We start from the raw sequence: 18401 nt of genomic DNA on the forward strand, positions 1-18401 counted from the left end.
CTTTTTTAGATGCCGGTTTTTTTCGGCCGGCTGGTTTTTGGAACTCATTCATGGCATCGCAAACGTTTGCATATGGCTTGATCGCCGAATTCAGGCAAAGCGTCTGCGTGAGGACGAAAATCGTCCCCAAGGTTTTGGCTCATCGGTTATGGGGCCAGGCTGACACCCGAGAAGGTGTTGCGGCCGAACGGGCTGACCTTGAAACCCTCGACTTTCGCGCTCAATGGCTGATTGATCATCGAGTGGGCCACCGGCGTGATCGGCACCTGCTGCTTGAGCAACTGCTGGGCCTGTTTATACAGCTCTGTGCGTTGCTGGCGGTCGGTCACTAGCTTGGCTTGCTTGATCAGCTTGTCGTACTGCGGGTCGCACCACATGGAGTAGTTGTTGCCGCCGATGGCGTCACAGCTGTACAGGGTGCCCAGCCAGTTGTCCGGGTCACCGTTGTCTCCGGTCCAGCCGATCAGGCTGATGTCGTGCTCGCCATTCTTGGTGCGCTTGATGTACTCGCCCCATTCGTAGCTGACGATCTTCACCTTGAGGCCGATCTTCGCCCAGTCGGACTGCAGCATTTCGGCCATCAGCTTGGCGTTGGGGTTGTAGGGGCGCTGCACGGGCATGGCCCAGAGGGTGATCTCCGTGCCTTCCTTGACCCCGGCGGCCTTGAGCAGTTCGCGGGCCTTTTCCGGGTTGTAGGCCGCGTCCTGGATGGTTTCGTCGTAGGACCACTGGGTCGGCGGCATGGCGTTGACCGCCAGCTGGCCGGCGCCCTGGTACACGGCGTTGAGGATGCTGGGCTTGTTCACCGCCATGTCCAGGGCCTGGCGCACTTCGAGGCGATCGAAGGGCTTGTGCTGCACGTTGTAGGCGATGTAGCCGAGGTTGAAGCCGGGCTTCTCGATGACTTGCAGTTTCGGGTCGTTTTTCAGCGCATCGATGTCCGCGGGACGCGGGTGCAGGGTCACCTGGCATTCGCCGGCCCGCAGCTTCTGCACCCGCACCGAGGCATCGGTGTTGATGGCGAAGATCAACCGGTCGAGCTTGACCCGGCTCGGGTCCCAGTAGTGCGGGTTGGCGGCGTAGCGGATCTGCGAGTCTTTCTGGTAACGCTGGAATACGAACGGCCCGGTGCCGATGGGCTTCTGGTTGATCAGGGCGGGGGTGCCGGCTTTGAGCAGTTGCTCGGCGTATTCGGCGGAGAGGATCGCAGCAAAGCTCATGGCCAGGTTCTGGATGAACGCCGCGTCCACGGTGTTGAGGGTCATGACCACGGTCAGCGGGTCGGTTTTCTCGACCTTGGCGATGTTCTTGTTCAGGCTCATGCCGTTGAAGTAGGGAAACTCCGTCGGGTAGGCCTTACGGAACGGATGTCCGGCGTCGAGCATGCGATTGAAGGTGAACAGCACGTCGTCGGCGTTGAGGTCGCGGCTGGGCTTGAAGTACGGGGTGCTGTGGAACTTCACCCCTTCACGCAGGTGAAAGCGGTAGGTGAGGCCGTCCTCGGATATGTCCCAGCTTTTGGCCAGGGCGGGTAGCACGTTGGTGGCGCCTTTCTCGAATTCCACCAGGCGGTTGTACAGCGGCTCGGCGGCGTCGTTGTCGGTGGCGGTGGTGTATTGCGCCGTGTCAAAGCCCGCCGGGCTGCCTTCGGAACAGAACACCAGGCTGCGCTCGGCGGCGCCGCAGATGGCGCTGGAGGCCAGCAGGCTGCCCCCTATCAGGGCGGAGAAAATCAGGGAATGACGCATAACGGTCCATCTCCATTTTTTGTTGTGATGATCAATGGACCATGGCTTCTTCCTGGAGCCTGTACAGGTCATTGATGCCAAACCATGGCTGTAGCAAATGCCCGCCGACAGACGCAGTCTTGCCTCGCCTCGACGTTAAGGGTCGAAGGCCGGGGCGTATATCCGCTGTGCCTGAAAGCCCTGTAAGAATCGGCTCTAAATTCGTGGGACCGCTCTTTGTCGAGGCGGTGTGTCGAAGGTAGGCCGGGTGCTTACGGTGTGGGCCGGTAAAACAACGGCGACGTCAGCGACGCCGCCGTTGCCGGGCCTTATTTGCCGATGCTGACACCATAGAAGGAGTTCAAGCCAAAGGGGCTGATCTTGAAGTCCTGCACGTTGGCGCGCATGGGTTGGAACACCGTCGAGTGTGCGATAGGTGTCATCGGAACGGCGTCTTTGAGGATGTGTTGCGCCTGCTTGTACAGCTCGGTGCGTTTGGCCACATCCGACGTGGCCTTGGCTTGCTTGATCAGTGCGTCGTAAGGCTTGTCGCACCATTTCGAGAAGTTGTTGCCATTGAGCGCATCACAGCCGAACAGGGTGCCGAGCCAGTTGTCGGGGTCACCGTTGTCACCGCTCCAGCCGATGATCATGGCCTGGTTCTCGCCGCCCTTGGAGCGTTTGATGTACTCGCCCCACTCGTAGCTGACGATGTTGACCTTGAGCCCGATCTTGGCCCAGTCGGATTGCAGCATTTCAGCCATCAGCTTGGCGTTGGGGTTGTAGGGGCGCTGTACCGGCATGGCCCACAGGGTAATCTGCGTCCCTTCCTTGATACCGGCTTCCTTGAGCAGCTGCTTGGCTTTCTCGGGGTCGTACTTGGCGTCCTTGATGCTGGTGTCATAGGACCATTGGGTCGGCGGCATGGCGTTGACCGCCAGCTGGCCCGCGCCCTGGTAGACGGAGTCGATGATTTGCGGCTTGTTGACGGCCATGTCCAGGGCCTGGCGAACCTTGAGGTCGGCCAGCGGGTTGGCGTCGGTACGGCCCTTGAGCACCGGCATCACGTTGTAGGCGATGTAGCCGAGGTTGAAGCCTGCCTGTTCAGGCATCTTCAGGTCCTTGTCTTCCTTGAGGGCCTTGAGGTCGGCCGGACGCGGGAACAGGGTCACCTGGCATTCGTTCTTCTTCAGCTTTTGAATGCGCACCGATGGGTCGGTGGTGATGGCGAAGATCAGGTTGTCGATCTTCACGTCTTCAGGCTTCCAGTAGTCCTTGTTGCCGGTGTAGCGGATGTTGGAGTCTTTCTGGTAGCTCTTGAACACGAACGGGCCAGTGCCGATCGGCTTCTGGTTGATGTCGCTGGTCTTGCCTTCCTTGAGCAGCTTGTCGGCGTACTCGGCGGACTGGATGGAGGCGAAGCTCATGGCCAGGTTCTGGATGAACGCGGCGTCCACGGTCTTGAGGGTGAACTTGACGGTCTTGTCGTCGACTTTCTCGACCTTGGTGATGTTGGTGTCCATCCCCATGTCGGTGAAGTACGGGAATTCGGTGGGGTAGGCCTTACGGAACGGCATGTCTTTGTCGAGCATGCGGGTGAAGGTGAACACTACGTCGTCGGCATTGAAGGTGCGGGTCGGGGTGAAGTACGGCGTGGTGTGGAACTTGACGCCTTCACGCAGATGGAAGGTATAGGTCAGACCGTCGTCCGAGATGTCCCAACTGGTGGCCAGGCCCGGGATGACGGCGGTGCCGCCCCGTTCAAACTGGCTGAGGCGGTTGTACAGGGTTTCGGCTGAGGCGTCGAAGTCGGTTCCGGTGGTGTACTGGCCTGGGTCGAAACCGGCCGGGCTCCCTTCAGAGCAGAACACCAGGTTAGTCGCCGCGTGGGCGAAGGGGGCGCTGGCAAGCAAGCCGGCGCTGACTAAGAACGGAAGGACTGCTTTCTTGAACATGGTGGCCTCATGATTTGTTGTCATTTTTGGTGTAGAGGGCGACCTTGTGAGTCGACCCGCCGATACTTATGCAGGCCCCATACCCAATGCAAGATGCGGGGCTGTCACAAGTCTCAAAGAGTGGAACGAACGTACAGGAATGACGCATTTGTATAAAACTTGACGCATTTGACCGTTTGCGCGGGGTGTTTCTGGTGCATACGTCGCCTTTTTCTTGGGCAGGCAGGGCGGGCCGTGCCTCCAATGGGGGCGTCGCTGGCGCGGGTGCCGACCGGCTGCCGCCAGGCCCTGGCTGGCGCACACAGGGGCGCGGGGCATCCGCCTGAGCGGATGACGGTGTTCGTTTGGTTAGGGGAGGCCGTGGGAGACGGATGCCCGGGACCTTGCAGGCGATGGCGAGTGAACAGCGCATCGTCGGCGGTGTGGGAGTCTTGGCTCGCAGTGAGGTTGTCACTGTGGAGATTGCGGGAGGCGTTCGACCGTCCGCAGGGGTGGGTCAGCCTCGTTGTTTGCCAAACCTGAAGCGCAAAGGTCTTACACATGCAAACCTCATTTTTTCTTCTTCTAGGGCAGATCTGAGGATTGGCCTTGTGGGCCGTGGCAACTCGCCTTGCTATGGGGCGTTGATCCAGCCCCATCGACCCTGTGCGGCGACGGCGATCGCTTGTTATGTGATTGATTGTCGATTCGCCGATGCCGAAATTAAGTCATGCTGAAATCGTGGTCAACGAAAATTAAGCCTCACTAACATTTCTCTGCGCAGCAGTGCCGCTTGTGAGGTTCCATTGACGGCTGTGGACTTGGCTCAGGCCGCCGAATGATCGTCGAACAGGCCCATGGTGGTGACGGTCAGCACTTCCGCCGGGCCAGGGCCTGCATTGGCCAGGAAATGGCTCTTGGTCGCGTCGAAGTGCACCGAGTCTCCGGCGCTGAGCGGGTATTGCTGACCTTCGATGGTGTAGACGATCTGCCCGGAAAGCACGTACGAAAACTCCGAACCGTCATGGGAGATCAGCTCCGACTGATAACCCACCGGTATGTTCATCTTCACCGCATTGATCAGGTTGCCGGGAAAGGAACTGGACAGCCGTTCGTAGGCCAAAGGCTGGCCCTCGATGGTGTAGCGCACCCGCTTGCCGTCGTGGGAGTCGGGCTGCGCCTGAATCGGCTGGTCGAACAGGGCGTTCAGGGGAACGTTCAGAGACTTGGCAATGTTGACCAGGGAGGAGATGGAGACCCCGGTGAGGTTGCGTTCTGCTTGGGAGAGAAAACTGGCGGTCAGTCCCGATTCACTGGCGATCTGACGCAAGGTTTTCTTGGCGGCGCGGCGATAGCGACGCAGGCGTTCGCCGATGCGATCTGCGGTCATTGACGAGGCTCTTATAGGAAAGGCGCAGTATACCCGGCGGACGTCAGTAACATCTGACCTGCCCCATACCGGGGCCATAACTCTAACATCAGCGAACCGAGTTCCCCGGGTCCGGATTGAAATAGTTGGTAATGAAAAACGGCGACAACCTTTCTGCAGAAGGTTATCGCCGCTGGAAGAGGCAGGGAAAGGGTTACGGCATCAGCACTTCGATGGCGCCATCGGCGGTCATGCTGACCTGGCTGGTGCCGGCTTCCACTTCCGGAGTCACCGGTGCCGAGTCCATGCTGGCGGCCTTCATCATCATCGGCGCGCGCATGTAGGGCTGTGGATAACCGTTGCTGTTGAGGTTCAGGTTGACGATCTTGTAGCCCTTGCCACCCAGGGCATCGGTGGCCAGTTGCGCGCGGGCCTTGAACGCCTTGACCGCGTCCTTGAGCAGGGCATCTTCGCTGGCCTTGCGGGTCGGATCGGCGATGGCGAAGTCCATGCCGCCCATTTTCAGGTCGCCCAGCAGCTCACCGGTGAGCTTGGACAGCGCGGCGAAGTCGGAGCTTTCCAGACGCAGTTCGGCGCGTTCACGCCAGCCGGTGATCTTCTGCCCCTTGCCGTCGTAGATCGGGTAGCTGTTGCGGCTGCCCTGGCGCAGGGTCACGTCCTTGACCTGGCGGGCCTGCTCCAGGGCCTTGTTCATGGTGGTGGTGATTTCCGTGGCGAGCTTGGCCGGGTCGCTGTTCTGCGATTCGCTGTAGAGGGTCACGATCATCAGGTCGCGGGCCACTTCCTGGCTGACTTCGGCGCGCAGGGAAATCTGGTTGTAGTGCAGTTCATCGGCGGCCAGGGCGGGCAGGCTGGTGAGCGTGCCGGTGCTGAGGGCCAGAAGGGCGAGGCTGCGACTGAAATGCTGCATGGAAACTCCTTGAGTGCGGTCCGCAGGGTTGATCCCGACCTGCGTGAAACCTTCAGACAGGTAAGGCAGTGGCAAGTTTCAAGCCGCAAGCGGCAAGCCACTACGCTTGTAGCTGAAAGCCTGCGGCTTGCAACTGTTTTTCTGTGACGCTTTGCCGCAGTTTTGCCTGCGTCGGCGGCTGCTTGGTTATACTCCCGCCGATTGCCCTGGAGCGCTCATCAGGAGAGCTCATGCTCGCCCCCGTAAAATTGCTGTCCGCCACCCGTCAGAATCTCTGGCGGCTGACCTTCATCCGCACCCTGGTGCTGGCCGCTCAGGCCGGTTCGGTAGGGCTCGCCTATTGGCTGGACCTGTTGCCCCTGCCCTGGCTGCAACTGGGCGTGACCCTGATGTTTTCCATGGTGCTCTGTGCCTTCACGGCCATCCGCCTGCGCACCTCTTGGCCGGTGACGGAGCTGGAATATGCCCTGCAACTGGCCTGTGACCTGTTTATCCACAGCGTGCTGCTGTACTTCTCCGGGGGGTCCACCAACCCCTTCGTCTCCTATTACCTGGTGCCCCTGACGATCGCCGCCGTGACCTTGCCCTGGCGCTATTCGGTGGTGCTCTCGGGAATTGCGCTGACGCTCTATACCTTGCTGCTGGCCCGCTTCTACCCCTTGCAGACCTTCCCCATCGCCCGGGAAAACCTGCAGGTCTATGGCATGTGGCTGAGCTTCGCCCTGGCGGCAGCAGTGATCACCTTCTTCGCCGCGCGCATGGCCGAAGAGCTGCGCCGCCAGGAAGAGCTGAGGGCGATCCGCCGCGAAGAGGGGCTGCGGGATCAGCAATTGCTGGCCGTGGCGACCCAGGCCGCCGGCGCCGCCCATGAGTTGGGTACACCGCTGGCGACCATGAGCGTATTGCTCAAGGAAATGCGCCAGGACCATCCCGACCCGCTGTTGCAGGATGACCTCAGTGTGCTCCAGGACCAGGTCAAGCTGTGCAAGGAAACCCTGCAACAGCTGGTGCGCGCCGCCGAGGCCAATCGCCGGCTGGCGGTGGAGATGCAGGACGTCACCCAGTGGCTGGACGAAGCCTTGAATCGCTGGCACCTGATGCGCCCCGAGGCCAGCTACCGCTTTCATCTCCTGGGAGAGGGGCCGGTGCCGCGCCTGGCGCCGCCGCCGGACCTGACCCAGGCCTTGCTCAATCTGTTGAACAATGCAGCCGATGCCTGTGCCGAGGGCCTGGAAGTGCGTCTGGACTGGGATGCGGAAAACCTCACCATCAGTATTCGCGACCACGGCGCCGGAGTACCCTTGGCCATCGCCGAGCAGATCGGCAAGCCGTTTTTTACCACCAAGGGCAAAGGCTTCGGCCTGGGCCTGTTTTTGAGCAAGGCCAGCGTGACCCGTGCTGGCGGCTCAGTGAAACTCTACAGTCATGAGGAAGGCGGAACGCTCACTGAGCTACGCCTGCCCCGTGCCGCCCGAGGAGACGACCATGAGTGAAGAGATCCAAGTCGAAGGCGAAGAACTGCCGCATCTGTTGCTGGTGGACGATGACGCCACCTTTACCCGGGTCATGGCCCGGGCCATGAGCCGGCGGGGCTTTCGCGTCAGTACCGCAGGTTCTGCCGAGGAGGGCCTGAGCATCGCCCAGCAGGATCTGCCGGACTACGCCGCGCTGGACCTGAAGATGGACGGCGACTCCGGTTTGGTGCTGTTGCCCAAGCTGCTGGAGCTGGATCCGGAAATGCGTGTGCTGATCCTCACCGGCTACTCGAGCATTGCGACAGCGGTGGAGGCGATCAAGCGCGGCGCCTGCAACTACCTGTGCAAGCCGGCGGACGCCGATGATGTGCTGGCCGCACTGCTCTCCGAACACGCTGACCTGGACACCCTGGTGCCGGAAAACCCGATGTCCGTGGACCGCCTGCAATGGGAGCACATTCAGCGTGTGCTGACCGAGCACGAAGGCAATATCTCCGCCACCGCCCGCGCGCTGGGCATGCATCGCCGCACCTTGCAGCGCAAACTGCAGAAGCGCCCCGTCCGTCGCTGAACCGCGACTGAACGAATGTCCGCCGGACATCGTGAAAAAGCGAGCCGATCTACTAAGATCGGCTCAATGCTTGTCCTCCTTCCAATCGAGCCTCAACGATGAATCAGAACGCTGAATACTCTGCGGTCAACGATGCTGTGCGCGGTCAATTCTTCCGACGGGTCTGGGCCATGATCACTCCTTACTGGCGCAGTGAGGAAAAGGGCAAGGCCTGGTTGCTGCTGATTGCCGTGATTGGCTTGTCACTGTTCAGCGTGGCCATCTCGGTGTGGATCAACAGTTGGTACAAGGACTTCTACAACGCCTTGCAGAAGAAGGACGAGGCGGCCTTCTGGAGCCTGATCCTGTATTTCTGCGGGATCGCCGCGGTGGCAATTCTGGGGGCGGTTTATCGTCTCTACCTGACCCAGATGCTGACCATCCGCTGGCGGGCCTGGTTGACCGAAAGACATTTTGCCCGCTGGCTTGGCAACAAGAACTACTACCGGCTGGAGCAGGGCGGCTACACCGACAACCCGGACCAGCGGATTTCCGAAGACCTCAACAGCTTCACCAGCAATACCCTGTCCCTGGGCCTGGGGCTGATTCGCAACCTGGTCAGCCTGGTGTCTTTCTCGATCATATTGTGGGGCGTGTCCGGCAGCATCGAGGTGTTCGGCTACACCATTCCCGGCTACATGTTCTGGTGTGCGCTGGTGTATGCCGCCGTCGGCAGCTGGCTGACCCACTTGATCGGACGTCGCTTGATCGGCCTCAACAACCAGCAACAGCGTTTTGAAGCCGATCTGCGTTTCTCCATGGTGCGGGTCCGGGAGAACGCCGAGAGTATTGCCCTGTACGACGGTGAGAAAAACGAAAACCAGCGCCTGAGCAGCCGCTTCGGCAAGGTCTGGCACAACTTTTGGGACATCATGAAGGTGTCCAAGCGCCTGACCTTTTTCACCGCCGGCTACGGTCAGATCGCGATCATCTTTCCGTTCATCGTCGCCGCGCCGCGCTACTTCGCCGGCAAGATCGAACTGGGCGAGCTGATGCAGATCAACTCGGCCTTCGGCAACGTTCAGGAGAACTTCAGCTGGTTCATCAGCGCCTATTCGGATCTGGCCGCCTGGCGCGCCACTTGTGATCGTCTGCTGAGCTTTCGTCAGGCCATGAGCGAAAACGAAGAGTGCCCGCCGGCAATCGATGTGCAGCATCAGGGCGAGCAATTGCAAGTGCGTGACCTGAGCCTGGACCTGGCAGACGGCCGTCATCTGCTGGCCGGAGCCCAGATGACCGTGCATCCCGGCGAGCGGTTGATGCTCAGTGGCCGCTCCGGCAGTGGCAAGAGCACCTTACTGCGCGCCATGGGACGGTTATGGCCGGCAGGACGTGGCAGCATTCTGCTGCCCAATCAGCGTTACCTGTTCCTGCCGCAGAAACCTTACCTGCCCATTGGCAGCCTGCGTGACGCCTTGAGTTATCCACAAGCCGGCGACAGCTATGCCCAGGAGCGTTATGCACAGGTCCTGGAGACTTGCCGCCTGCCGCACCTGGTTGCGCGCCTGGACGAAAGCAACCACTGGCAACGCATGTTGTCCCCGGGTGAACAGCAGCGTCTGGCCTTTGCCCGGGCGCTGCTCTATGCGCCGCAATGGCTGTACATGGATGAGGCGACCTCGGCCATGGATGAGGAAGACGAGGCCAGTCTGTACCAGGCACTGATCGATCAACTGCCGGGCTTGAGCATTGTCAGTGTCGGCCACCGCAGCAGTCTCAAGCGTTTCCACCCGCGGCATGTGCGCATCGAGCAGGGGCATCTGCAGGAGCAGGTTGTCACCGCTTGAGGGCGCTGCCGGCAGGGCGTCGCTGGCCCCAGGCTCATGGCGTAGCCATGGCGCTGAGGCCGTTTCGCGGGCAAGCCCGCTAGGGGCGATCAGGGCTGATGGAGGATCGAACGGTCGACGCGGACGGCCAGTTGGCCGCTGCCCGGCTTGGCGTTGAACACCACCTTGCCGTGTTCATCCACGCGGGCCCGGGCAATGGGCGCGCCATTGAGCAACAGCTCCAGAGGTGCATCCTTCAGGGATTGGCCGGAGGCCAGTTGCAGGTTCAGGTTGATTGTCATGGTGATGTCCTTATCAGGCGTTGCGATCGATGAAGCGACTGGCGTTCTTGTCGATGGAGCCGATCAGCTCCGGTGAGCCTCCGCGGAACTGACGGAACACATTGCGTCCGCTGGCGCTGCTGTTGTGGGTGCCAGGCGGGATGTTCAGGGTGGGCTGGAAGCTGTCGCTCAGTTCGACATAGGCCGACCAGGGGCCGATGTAAGACTCGTTCAAGCCGTTGGTTTCGCTGAGGGCATAACGCACTGCCTGGCCTGGCAGCCAGTTGAGTTCACTGGGGCTGTGGCTCTGCCAGCCGTCGGCGAGGATCGACGGCACTGCGCTTGGAGTGTCCAGATAGCCCGCCGGTTTGTTCGGGCTGTAGTTCTTCAGCAGCAGGTAGGTGCTCCAGCCCCACCAGTTGTCGATGGTCTTGTTGTCGTTGAGGTTGTTGACGTCGCTGCGGCGCAGCACTTTGTCCCCGCTCATCACGAACAGTGGCGAGAAATTGCCGGTTTTCGCTGCGTTCAGATCCGGCAGTGCCTGAAGCGCCCCATAGCTGCCGGCAGCCGGCAAGTTGCCGCTCAGGTAGCAGGCGAAGATCTCATCCGCCGAACGCTGTACGGCCTGCTTCACCTGCTGGCGATTGCGGTGATCGACGCTGTCGAAGTAGCGCTTGTCGCCGTAGGCATGCCAGCGCTCGCCCAGGGCGTTGCTGACATTGAGGCCGAATTTGCTGTCTTCGTCGTGCATGAAGCGGGTGATCAACGAGCCCAGGTCGCTGGGGGTGACCACCGCGGCCAGTTGCTTGCGCGGCACTCGGACATGGCCCGCGGAAAACAGGTCGGTGAGGAAGTGGTCGGCGAAGGCGTTCATCGCGTAGGCCAGTTCCAGTTGCTTGTCGTCCGCGGTTTTGCCCGCCAGAGCCGCCTGTTGCAGGGCGGCGGTATGCCCGGCGACATAGGCGGCCAGGGCCCATTCGCCAAAGTGGTCGGCGTTGTTGGCCGCCAGCTTCAGGTAGCGGCCCAGGGGGAACAGGGCGGACACCACGCTGCCGCCGCCGGTAATCCGGTTCCACTCTTCGGACAAGGTATCGCCCAGGGCGTCATAGGCTTCGTGGGGCTGTTTGCCGTCGCGGATCGCCTGATTGGCGGCGAGGACCTCCTTCTGCATCACGGCCAGGATCTGCCGGGCTTCGTCCCTGGAGGCCGGCAGCACCGCGAGGGAATTGAAGGCGGCGTTGAAACGCTGCACCCGCTCGGCGGCGGTGGCGCCGTCACAGATGGGTTGCTCGGGAATGCCGTAGAAGTCGCCTCCCAGGGCCACCACCTGGCCGTAGGTCAGGGCCAGGCCGTTGGGCAGGTGCAGTTCTACCTGCCAGGCGGGAATGGCCGGGCCATCCTTGACGAAGCGCAGCAGGGTGCTGTCACCGATGGCGGTGTGTTCGCCCCCCTCGAAACGCAATTGTGGCAATGCCTTGCGGGGGTTGTGCGCTGGCAGGGGAAGGTCTTGCGGACGGTGGTACTTGACGGTGTGGTGGCCGTCGGCGGTCAGCACCAGGGTGTCGCCATCGCCGGTGATGGCGATGCCCTGTTCACTGAACAGGTGATCCAGGTCGGCAATGATCTGGCCCGCCGGTTGTGACTGTTGCTGCATCTGTGCAGAGATTCCTGACATTTCTAGCTCCTTGATATGTCATGGTCATGCTTGATTTAACTGTATGTATATACAGTAATTTCAGCATAATCGAAAATCACCGGGCGTCAAGAAGCCGATTGCGACGGCATTGTTCGATTGGATTATCATTAGCGCCCTAACGACAGGCTCAAGGTCCCCCGCGCATGCTGGCAATCTTCTTCGAAACCCTGAGCATCACCGCGCCGGTCTTTGCCATGCTGTTTCTTGGGCTGGTGCTCAAGCGCGTCGGCTGGATTAACGACAGCTTCATCCACACCGCGTCGGCCCTGGTCTTCAACGTCACCATGCCGGCGCTGTTGTTTCTCGGCATCGTCCACGCCGATCTGCATGCCTCGTTAAAACCCGGGGTGCTGATCTACTTTTCCGTGGCCACCCTGGCCTGTTTCGTCCTTGCCTGGTGCTGGGCTATCTGGCGCTGTCCCAAGGAGGATCGGGGGATCTATACCCAGGGGGCATTTCGCGGCAACAACGCGATCATCGGTCTGGCCCTGGCGGCCAGCATGTACGGGGATTACGGGATTTCCCTGGGGGCGTTGCTCGCGGCGCTGGTGATTCTGTTCTACAACACCCTGTCGACCGTTGTCCTGGCGGTCTACAGCCCGGTGATCAAGTCCGATCCCTGGAGCATCTGCAAGAGCGTGTTCAGCAATCCTTTGATCGTCAGCGTGCTGGTGGCCGCGCCGTTCGCCTATTGGCAGATCGGCCTGCCCGGCTGGCTGGAAACCTCGGGCCGCTATCTGGCGCAGATGTCCCTGCCCCTGGCGTTGATCTGCATTGGCGGCACGCTGTCCCTGGCGGCCTTGCGCAACAGTGGGCGGATGGCCATGAGTTCGAGCTTGCTGAAGATGGTGAGCCTGCCGACGCTGGCCACCTTCGGCGCCTGGCTGTGCGGGTTTCGTGGTGCGGAGCTGGGGATTCTGTTTCTGTATTTTGGCAGCCCCACCGCGGCGGCGAGCTTTGTCATGGCCAGGGCGGCCAATGGCAATCATGAGCTGGCGGCAGCCATTATCGTCATCACCACGGTGATGGCGGCGGTGACCACCAACATCGGGATCTTTGTCTTGCAGTGGGGCGGGTGGATCTGACGCTGTTCGCCGGCCAGCCGGCTCCTACAGGGCGAGGGTAGGAGCCGACTGGTCGGCGAACAGCGGATTCACTGCGCTTGTTGATAGGTATCTATCACTTCCTGGGCGGCGCGAAACGCATCGATGGCCGCCGGCACTCCGGCATACACCGCGCAATGCAGCAAGGCTTCACGTATTTCTTCCACGGTGCAGCCATTGTTCAGGGCGCCGCGCACATGGCCTTTCAGCTCCTGCGGGCATTTCAGGGCGGTCAGGGTGGCCAGGGTGATCAGGCTGCGGGTTTTCAGCGGCAGCCCCTCACGATTCCATACCCCGCCCCAGGCATGCTCGTTGACGAAGTCCTGCAGCGGTTGGGTGAACTCGGTGGCGTTGCCCAGGGCGCGATCGACGAAGGCATCGCCCATCACCTGGCGACGCATTTGCAGTCCGCTTTTCTTGTTCTCGCTCATGGCGCTTCTCTCTTGTGTTGGCGGCGCCAGGCCCGTAGCGAACTGAACAGCAGAAACGCTACCAACGCTGGCAGGACGAAAAACAGCATCAAGTGTTCCAGCTTGCCGGCCAGCGGCATGCCCGTGGTGAAGGACACCACGTGCAGCCCGTAGGCCAGGTACAGCCCGAGAAACAGCAGGCCTTCGGCGCGGGTGATGCGATACCCCGAATAGAACACCGGCAGGCACAGCACGGCCACGCAGAGCAGTACCGGCAGGTCGAAGTCCAGGGCGTTGGGCGATACCGACAGCGGAGTCGGCGCGACCAGCGCGGTAAAGCCCAGTACGCCCAGCAGATTGAACAGGTTGCTGCCGATCACGTTGCCCACGGCAATGTCCCGCTGGCCCTGCACGGCGGCGAGCAGCGAGGTGGCCAGTTGCGGCAGGGAGGTGCTGACCGCGATCACGGTCAGTCCCATGACCCGTTCCGACAAGCCAAGGTCGTCGGCGACGGTGACCGCCGCTCCCAGTAGCAGGTGACCGGCGAACACCAGCAGCCCCAGCCCCAGAAGCACCAGCAACATGCTGCTCAGGCGCGGGGCGTAGCCACGGCGGTCGGTGGCGCTAGGCAGCGGCGGGCGTGCCGGGTGCCTGGATTGGCGCAGCAGCAGAACCAGATAGAGCAGCTGGGCCGCCAGCAGGATCAGGCCGTCGGAGGGGGTGAGGCGTTCGTTATAGGCCAGGACAAAGACCAGCGCACTGGCACCGATCATCAGCGGGATATCCAGGCGCACCAGCTGCCGGGACACTCGCAGGGGAATGATCAATGCCGAGAGGCCAAGGATCACCAGGATGTTGAAGATGCTGCTGCCGATCACGCTGCCCACGGCGATATCGGTGTTGTCGGCCAGGGTCGCTTGCAGGCTGATGGCCATCTGTGGCGCGCTGCTGCTGAAGGCGACGACGCTCAGGCCCATGATCAGCGGGCGCACCCGCAGGCGCGCCGACAAGCGCACGGCCGCGCGCACCAGCAGTTCGGCACCGGCGATCAGCATCACCAGGCCGCTGATGAGCTGGATCAGGCTGAGTAGGGGCAGTTCGGCAAAGGCGGTAATGGCTTGGGCTCCGTCGGTCAGTCGCTGAGGGCCTGGACCCGCACTTTGGCGGTCCCGCTGCGCAGCATGTCCAGCTGTTGCGCGGCGGCGCGGGACAGGTCGATCAGGCGGCCGCGGGTGTGCGGGCCACGATCGTTGATACGGACCACGACGCTCTTGTCGTTGCCCAGGTTGGTGACTTGCACTCGGGTGCCGAAGGGCAGTTCGCGGTGGGCGGCGGTCAGGCCGTTCTGATCGAAGGATTCGCCGCTGGCGGTGCGATTGCCGTGGTGGCGAGCACCGTAATAGGAGGCCGTGCCGGTTTCGTCATAGCCCCGAGGGTCGATGACGTGGCTGGTGGCGCAGCCAGTGAGCAGAGCGAGCAGGGCGCTAGTGGCAACCAGACGCTTCATTCGGGGGCTCCGATGGTTGATGTGGCGAGGGAGCGGGCTCCCGCCGGTCTGTCTGGCAGACCGCAAGCCGGCGGCGATGTTCCTTGCAGGAATGACGCCGGCCGGTATGCCGTTGCTGCGCGACCGAACGGGAGCCCGCTCCCTCGTCACACGCAAGCGGCCCGGGCCGCTTGCGGTTAAACCGCGATCAGCCTTCGAGCTTGCTTTTCAGCAGTTCGTTGACCTGTTGCGGGTTGGCCTTGCCTTTGGATGCTTTCATCGCCTGGCCGACGAAGAAGCCGAACATCTTGCCGCGCTTGGCCTCATCGGCGGCGCGGTACTGTTCGACCTGTTCGGCGTTGGCCGCGAGCATTTCATCCAGCACCGCGGAGATCGCGCCGGTGTCGGTGACTTGCTTGAGGCCGCGCTTGTCGATGATCTCGTCAGCAGTGCCCTCGCCATTGGCCATGGCTTCGAACACGGTCTTGGCGATCTTGCCGGAGATGGTGTTGTCCTTGATCCGCAGCAGCATGCCGCCCAGCTGTTCGGCGGAAACCGGGGCTTCGTCGATTTCCAGGCCCTGCTTGTTCAGCAGGCTGCCCAGCTCGACCATGACCCAATTGGCGGCGAGCTTGGCGTCACCAGCGATGCTGGCGACTTTCTCGAAGTAGTCCGCCTGTTCGCGGCTGGTGGCCAGGACGCTGGCGTCGTAGGTCGACAGGCCGAACTGCTCCTGGAAACGCTCGCGTTTCTGCGGTGGCAGCTCGGGCAGGGTGGCGCGCACCTGGTCGAGGAAGGCGTCCTCGATGACTACTGGCAGCAGGTCCGGATCGGGGAAGTAACGGTAGTCGTTGGCTTCTTCCTTGCTGCGCATCGGACGGGTTTCGTCCTTGTTCGGGTCGTACAGGCGGGTCTGCTGGATCACCTTGCCACCGTCCTCGATCAGCTCGATCTGGCGACGAATCTCGGAGTTGATGGCCTTCTCGATGAAGCGGAACGAGTTGACGTTCTTGATCTCGCAGCGGGTGCCGAACTCGACCTGGCCCTTGGGGCGGACCGAGACGTTGCAGTCGCAACGCAGCGAGCCTTCGGCCATGTTGCCGTCGCAGATGCCCAGGTAGCGCACCAGGGCGTGGATCGACTTGACGTAGGCCACGGCTTCCTTGGCGCTGCGCATGTCCGGCTCGGACACGATTTCCAGCAGCGGCGTGCCGGCGCGGTTCAGGTCGATGCCGGTAGAACCGTTGAACTCTTCATGCAGGCTCTTGCCGGCGTCTTCTTCCAGGTGCGCGCGGGTGATGCCGACGCGTTTCATGGTGCCGTCTTCCAGAGGGATGTCCAGGTGGCCCTTGCCAACGATTGGCAGCTCCATCTGGCTGATCTGGTAGCCCTTGGGCAGGTCCGGGTAGAAGTAGTTCTTGCGGGCGAACACGTTGTGCTGGCCGATCTCGGCGTCTACCGCCAGGCCGAACATCACCGCCATGCGCACCGCTTCCTGGTTCAGCACCGGCAGCACGCCGGGCATGCCCAGGTCGATCAGGCTGGCCTGGGTGTTGGGCTCGGCACCGAAGGCGGTGGAGCTACCGGAGAAAATCTTCGATTGAGTGGTGAGCTGGGTATGAATCTCCAGCCCGATCACGACTTCCCATTGCATGTGTGTCTCCTCAGAAGCCGGTTGGGGTGCGGGTGTGCCAGTCAGTGTTCAACTGATACTGGTGCGCAACGTTGAGCAAGCGGCCTTCCTGGAAATACGGGGCGAGCAGTTGCACGCCGACCGGCAAGCCGTCGACGAAACCGGCCGGCATCGACAGGCCCGGCAGGCCCGCGAGGTTGGCGGTGATGGTGTAGACGTCTTCCAGGTACGCAGCGACCGGGTCGCTGCTCTTGGCGCCGAGCTTCCAGGCCGGGTTGGGCGTGGTCGGGCCGAGGATGATGTCGACTTCGTTGAACGCGGTCATGAAGTCGTTCTTCACCAGGCGACGGATTTTCTGTGCCTTGAGGTAGTAGGCGTCGTAGTAGCCGGCGGACAGGGCATAGGCACCGACCATGATCCGGCGCTGCACTTCGCTGCCGAAGCCTTCGCCACGGGAGCGCTTGTACAGGTCTTCCAGGTTGGCCGGGTTCTCACAGCGGTAGCCGAAGCGCACGCCGTCGAAACGCGACAGGTTGGAGGAGGCTTCCGCCGGGGCGATCACGTAGTACGCAGGAATCGCGTGCTGCATGTTCGGCAGGCTGATTTCCTTGATCACCGCGCCGAGCTTTTCCAGCTCCTTGATGCTGTTGTGGATCAGCTCGGCGATGCGCGGGTCGAGACCGGCGCTGAAGTACTCCTTCGGCACGCCGATGCGCAGGCCCTGCAGCGAGCCGTTGAGGCCGGCGCTGTAGTCCGGCACCGGTTCATCGATGCTGGTGGAGTCGTTCGGGTCGAAGCCGGCCATGCCTTGCAGCAGGATTGCGCAATCTTCGGCGGTGCGGGCCAGCGGGCCACCCTGATCGAGGCTGGAAGCGTAGGCGATCATGCCCCAGCGTGAAACGCGACCGTAGGTCGGCTTCAGGCCGGTGAGGTTGGTGAAGGCGGCCGGTTGGCGGATCGAGCCGCCGGTGTCGGTGGCGGTGGCGGCCGGCAGTAGGCGTGCGGCAACCGCTGCGGCGGAACCGCCGGACGAACCGCCGGGCACGTGTTCCAGGTTCCACGGGTTCTTCACCGCGCCATACCAGCTCGACTCGTTGGCCGAGCCCATGGCGAATTCGTCCATGTTGGTCTTGCCCAGGGTCACGGCCCCGGCCGCAGCCAGCTTGGCGACCACGGTGGCGTCGTAGGGCGCCTTGAAACTGTCGAGCATCTTCGAGCCGCAGCTGGTGCGGATGCCCTGGGTGCAGAACAGATCCTTGTGGGCGATCGGCGCGCCCAGCAGGGCACCGCTCTCACCGTTGGCGCGACGGGCGTCGGCGGCCTGGGCCTGGCTCAGGGCCAGGTCCTGGGTGAGGCTGATGAAGCTGTTGATCTGCGGATCCAGCTGGGCGATGCGCGCCAGCAGGGTCTGGGTCAGTTCTACGGAAGAGAATTTCTTGTCGGCGAGTCCGCGGGCGATCTCGGCCAGAGTCATGTGATGCATTGCAGGCTCTTTCCCTTTAGTCGATGACTTTCGGAACCAGATACAGGCCGCTTTCGACCGCTGGTGCGATGGACTGATAAGCCTCGCGATGATTGGACTCGGTCACAACGTCTGCGCGCAGGCGCTGGCTGGCTTCCAGGGGGTGGGCCAGGGGCTCGATACCGTCGGTATCGACTGCCTGCATTTCATCCACCAGCCCGAGAATGCTGTTCAGGGCCAAGGTGATGTGTGGAAGATCGCCTTCATTGAGCTTGATGCTGGCCAAATGAGCGATTTTTTCCACGTCGGAGCGTTCAAGCGCCATGGGATTCTCCAGTGGAAAACAAAAACGGATTTCGTCCGCGTGTTAGATTGTCGGAACACTACCGCATTTCTACGGTCTTATGGCCGCGATTGTGGGGTTTGGTGCACAGAAAAGCGGCCAATTTAACATATTGGCGCCTTGCCCAAAATCCCTGTCGTTGTTAGAGTTTGCCGCACTTTTTTACCCACGCGTT

General features: G+C 61.9%; 16 protein-coding genes. 4 read left to right on the plus strand and 12 right to left on the minus strand.

Annotation, left to right across the window (positions count from 1 at the left end; genetic code table 11):
• Window positions 1–146 precede the first annotated feature (146 nt).
• The 4 genes from PST29_RS04490 to PST29_RS04505 all read right to left on the minus strand — a co-directional run bounded on the left by PST29_RS04490 (window position 147) and on the right by PST29_RS04505 (window position 5961).
• Window positions 147–1748 (minus strand): ABC transporter substrate-binding protein, encoded by a 1602-nt coding sequence (locus tag PST29_RS04490; RefSeq protein WP_060842479.1) that lies wholly within the window; start codon window positions 1746–1748, stop codon window positions 147–149.
• Between the two features lie 308 nt (window positions 1749–2056).
• Complete coding sequence (locus PST29_RS04495; protein WP_060837525.1) at window positions 2057–3682, minus strand: ABC transporter substrate-binding protein; 1626 nt, start codon at window positions 3680–3682, stop codon at window positions 2057–2059.
• A gap of 805 nt (window positions 3683–4487) precedes the next feature.
• Window positions 4488–5051: a cupin domain-containing protein gene (locus PST29_RS04500; RefSeq protein WP_060837526.1), complete on the minus strand. Its 564-nt coding sequence runs from the start codon at window positions 5049–5051 to the stop codon at window positions 4488–4490.
• Between the two features lie 193 nt (window positions 5052–5244).
• The gene (locus PST29_RS04505; protein WP_060842480.1) at window positions 5245–5961 is read right to left on the minus strand and encodes an SIMPL domain-containing protein; all 717 of its coding nucleotides are present in this window, start codon (window positions 5959–5961) and stop codon (window positions 5245–5247) included.
• 230 nt (window positions 5962–6191) lie between these two features.
• Between PST29_RS04505 and PST29_RS04510 the strand changes: the two genes are divergently transcribed.
• The 3 genes from PST29_RS04510 to PST29_RS04520 all read left to right on the plus strand — a co-directional run bounded on the left by PST29_RS04510 (window position 6192) and on the right by PST29_RS04520 (window position 9833).
• Window positions 6192–7454 carry an ATP-binding protein gene (locus PST29_RS04510; protein ID WP_060837528.1) on the plus strand — a complete coding sequence of 421 codons (1263 nt, stop codon included), beginning with the start codon at window positions 6192–6194 and terminating at the stop codon, window positions 7452–7454.
• Window positions 7447–8007, plus strand: a complete 561-nt coding sequence (locus PST29_RS04515; RefSeq protein ID WP_016968400.1) for a response regulator transcription factor — start codon at window positions 7447–7449, stop codon at window positions 8005–8007. Before PST29_RS04510 ends, PST29_RS04515 begins: the two co-directional genes overlap by 8 nt.
• Before the next feature lie 98 nt (window positions 8008–8105).
• Window positions 8106–9833 (plus strand): ABC transporter ATP-binding protein/permease, encoded by a 1728-nt coding sequence (locus PST29_RS04520; protein ID WP_060842481.1) that lies wholly within the window; start codon window positions 8106–8108, stop codon window positions 9831–9833.
• 89 nt (window positions 9834–9922) lie between these two features.
• On the opposite strand, the gene PST29_RS04525 is transcribed toward PST29_RS04520, so the two are convergent.
• Both PST29_RS04525 and PST29_RS04530 read right to left on the minus strand, forming a co-directional pair.
• Window positions 9923–10114 carry a hypothetical protein gene (locus PST29_RS04525; protein WP_060837530.1) on the minus strand — a complete coding sequence of 64 codons (192 nt, stop codon included), beginning with the start codon at window positions 10112–10114 and terminating at the stop codon, window positions 9923–9925.
• Window positions 10115–10127: 13 nt separating this feature from the next.
• On the minus strand, window positions 10128–11768 hold the full coding sequence (locus PST29_RS04530; RefSeq protein ID WP_060842482.1) for a hypothetical protein: 1641 nt from the start codon (window positions 11766–11768) through the stop codon (window positions 10128–10130).
• Window positions 11769–11932: 164 nt separating this feature from the next.
• Between PST29_RS04530 and PST29_RS04535 the strand changes: the two genes are divergently transcribed.
• The gene (locus PST29_RS04535; RefSeq protein ID WP_060842483.1) at window positions 11933–12874 is read left to right on the plus strand and encodes an AEC family transporter; all 942 of its coding nucleotides are present in this window, start codon (window positions 11933–11935) and stop codon (window positions 12872–12874) included.
• A 68-nt stretch (window positions 12875–12942) separates the two neighbouring features.
• Here the strand turns inward: PST29_RS04535 and PST29_RS04540 are convergent, their stop codons facing one another.
• The 6 genes from PST29_RS04540 to gatC all read right to left on the minus strand — a co-directional run bounded on the left by PST29_RS04540 (window position 12943) and on the right by gatC (window position 18208).
• Window positions 12943–13323 carry a carboxymuconolactone decarboxylase family protein gene (locus PST29_RS04540; RefSeq protein ID WP_060837533.1) on the minus strand — a complete coding sequence of 127 codons (381 nt, stop codon included), beginning with the start codon at window positions 13321–13323 and terminating at the stop codon, window positions 12943–12945.
• The gene (locus PST29_RS04545) at window positions 13320–14384 is read right to left on the minus strand and encodes a calcium/sodium antiporter (protein WP_082729175.1); all 1065 of its coding nucleotides are present in this window, start codon (window positions 14382–14384) and stop codon (window positions 13320–13322) included. The genes PST29_RS04540 and PST29_RS04545 overlap by 4 nt, the downstream gene beginning before the upstream one ends.
• Before the next feature lie 50 nt (window positions 14385–14434).
• Entirely contained in the window at window positions 14435–14809 is a 375-nt protein-coding gene (locus tag PST29_RS04550; protein WP_060837535.1) for a septal ring lytic transglycosylase RlpA family protein, read from the minus strand.
• A 187-nt stretch (window positions 14810–14996) separates the two neighbouring features.
• Entirely contained in the window at window positions 14997–16442 is a 1446-nt protein-coding gene (gene gatB / locus PST29_RS04555; RefSeq protein WP_060842485.1) for an Asp-tRNA(Asn)/Glu-tRNA(Gln) amidotransferase subunit GatB, read from the minus strand.
• A gap of 10 nt (window positions 16443–16452) precedes the next feature.
• Complete coding sequence (gatA, locus tag PST29_RS04560) at window positions 16453–17904, minus strand: Asp-tRNA(Asn)/Glu-tRNA(Gln) amidotransferase subunit GatA (RefSeq protein WP_060842486.1); 1452 nt, start codon at window positions 17902–17904, stop codon at window positions 16453–16455.
• A 16-nt stretch (window positions 17905–17920) separates the two neighbouring features.
• Window positions 17921–18208: an Asp-tRNA(Asn)/Glu-tRNA(Gln) amidotransferase subunit GatC gene (gatC, locus tag PST29_RS04565; RefSeq protein WP_041115970.1), complete on the minus strand. Its 288-nt coding sequence runs from the start codon at window positions 18206–18208 to the stop codon at window positions 17921–17923.
• Window positions 18209–18401: the final 193 nt, after the last annotated feature.

Source organism: Pseudomonas sp. St29, assembly GCF_001547915.1.
Lineage (GTDB): Bacteria > Pseudomonadota > Gammaproteobacteria > Pseudomonadales > Pseudomonadaceae > Aquipseudomonas.

What these genes read in the sequence shown, in the direction of transcription:
- gatC (WP_041115970.1), bottom strand. Translation starts at nt 18,208, where the DNA reads ATGGCGCTTGAACGCTCCGACGTGGAAAAAATCGCTCATTTGGCCAGC.
- PST29_RS04515 (WP_016968400.1), top strand. Translation starts at nt 7,447, where the DNA reads ATGAGTGAAGAGATCCAAGTCGAAGGCGAAGAACTGCCGCATCTGTTG.
- PST29_RS04535 (WP_060842483.1), top strand. Translation starts at nt 11,933, where the DNA reads ATGCTGGCAATCTTCTTCGAAACCCTGAGCATCACCGCGCCGGTCTTT.
- PST29_RS04495 (WP_060837525.1), bottom strand. Translation starts at nt 3,682, where the DNA reads ATGTTCAAGAAAGCAGTCCTTCCGTTCTTAGTCAGCGCCGGCTTGCTT.
- PST29_RS04510 (WP_060837528.1), top strand. Translation starts at nt 6,192, where the DNA reads ATGCTCGCCCCCGTAAAATTGCTGTCCGCCACCCGTCAGAATCTCTGG.
- PST29_RS04530 (WP_060842482.1), bottom strand. Translation starts at nt 11,768, where the DNA reads ATGTCAGGAATCTCTGCACAGATGCAGCAACAGTCACAACCGGCGGGC.
- PST29_RS04490 (WP_060842479.1), bottom strand. Translation starts at nt 1,748, where the DNA reads ATGCGTCATTCCCTGATTTTCTCCGCCCTGATAGGGGGCAGCCTGCTG.
- PST29_RS04540 (WP_060837533.1), bottom strand. Translation starts at nt 13,323, where the DNA reads ATGAGCGAGAACAAGAAAAGCGGACTGCAAATGCGTCGCCAGGTGATG.
- PST29_RS04500 (WP_060837526.1), bottom strand. Translation starts at nt 5,051, where the DNA reads ATGACCGCAGATCGCATCGGCGAACGCCTGCGTCGCTATCGCCGCGCC.
- PST29_RS04505 (WP_060842480.1), bottom strand. Translation starts at nt 5,961, where the DNA reads ATGCAGCATTTCAGTCGCAGCCTCGCCCTTCTGGCCCTCAGCACCGGC.
- gatA (WP_060842486.1), bottom strand. Translation starts at nt 17,904, where the DNA reads ATGCATCACATGACTCTGGCCGAGATCGCCCGCGGACTCGCCGACAAG.
- PST29_RS04520 (WP_060842481.1), top strand. Translation starts at nt 8,106, where the DNA reads ATGAATCAGAACGCTGAATACTCTGCGGTCAACGATGCTGTGCGCGGT.
- PST29_RS04550 (WP_060837535.1), bottom strand. Translation starts at nt 14,809, where the DNA reads ATGAAGCGTCTGGTTGCCACTAGCGCCCTGCTCGCTCTGCTCACTGGC.
- gatB (WP_060842485.1), bottom strand. Translation starts at nt 16,442, where the DNA reads ATGCAATGGGAAGTCGTGATCGGGCTGGAGATTCATACCCAGCTCACC.
- PST29_RS04525 (WP_060837530.1), bottom strand. Translation starts at nt 10,114, where the DNA reads ATGACAATCAACCTGAACCTGCAACTGGCCTCCGGCCAATCCCTGAAG.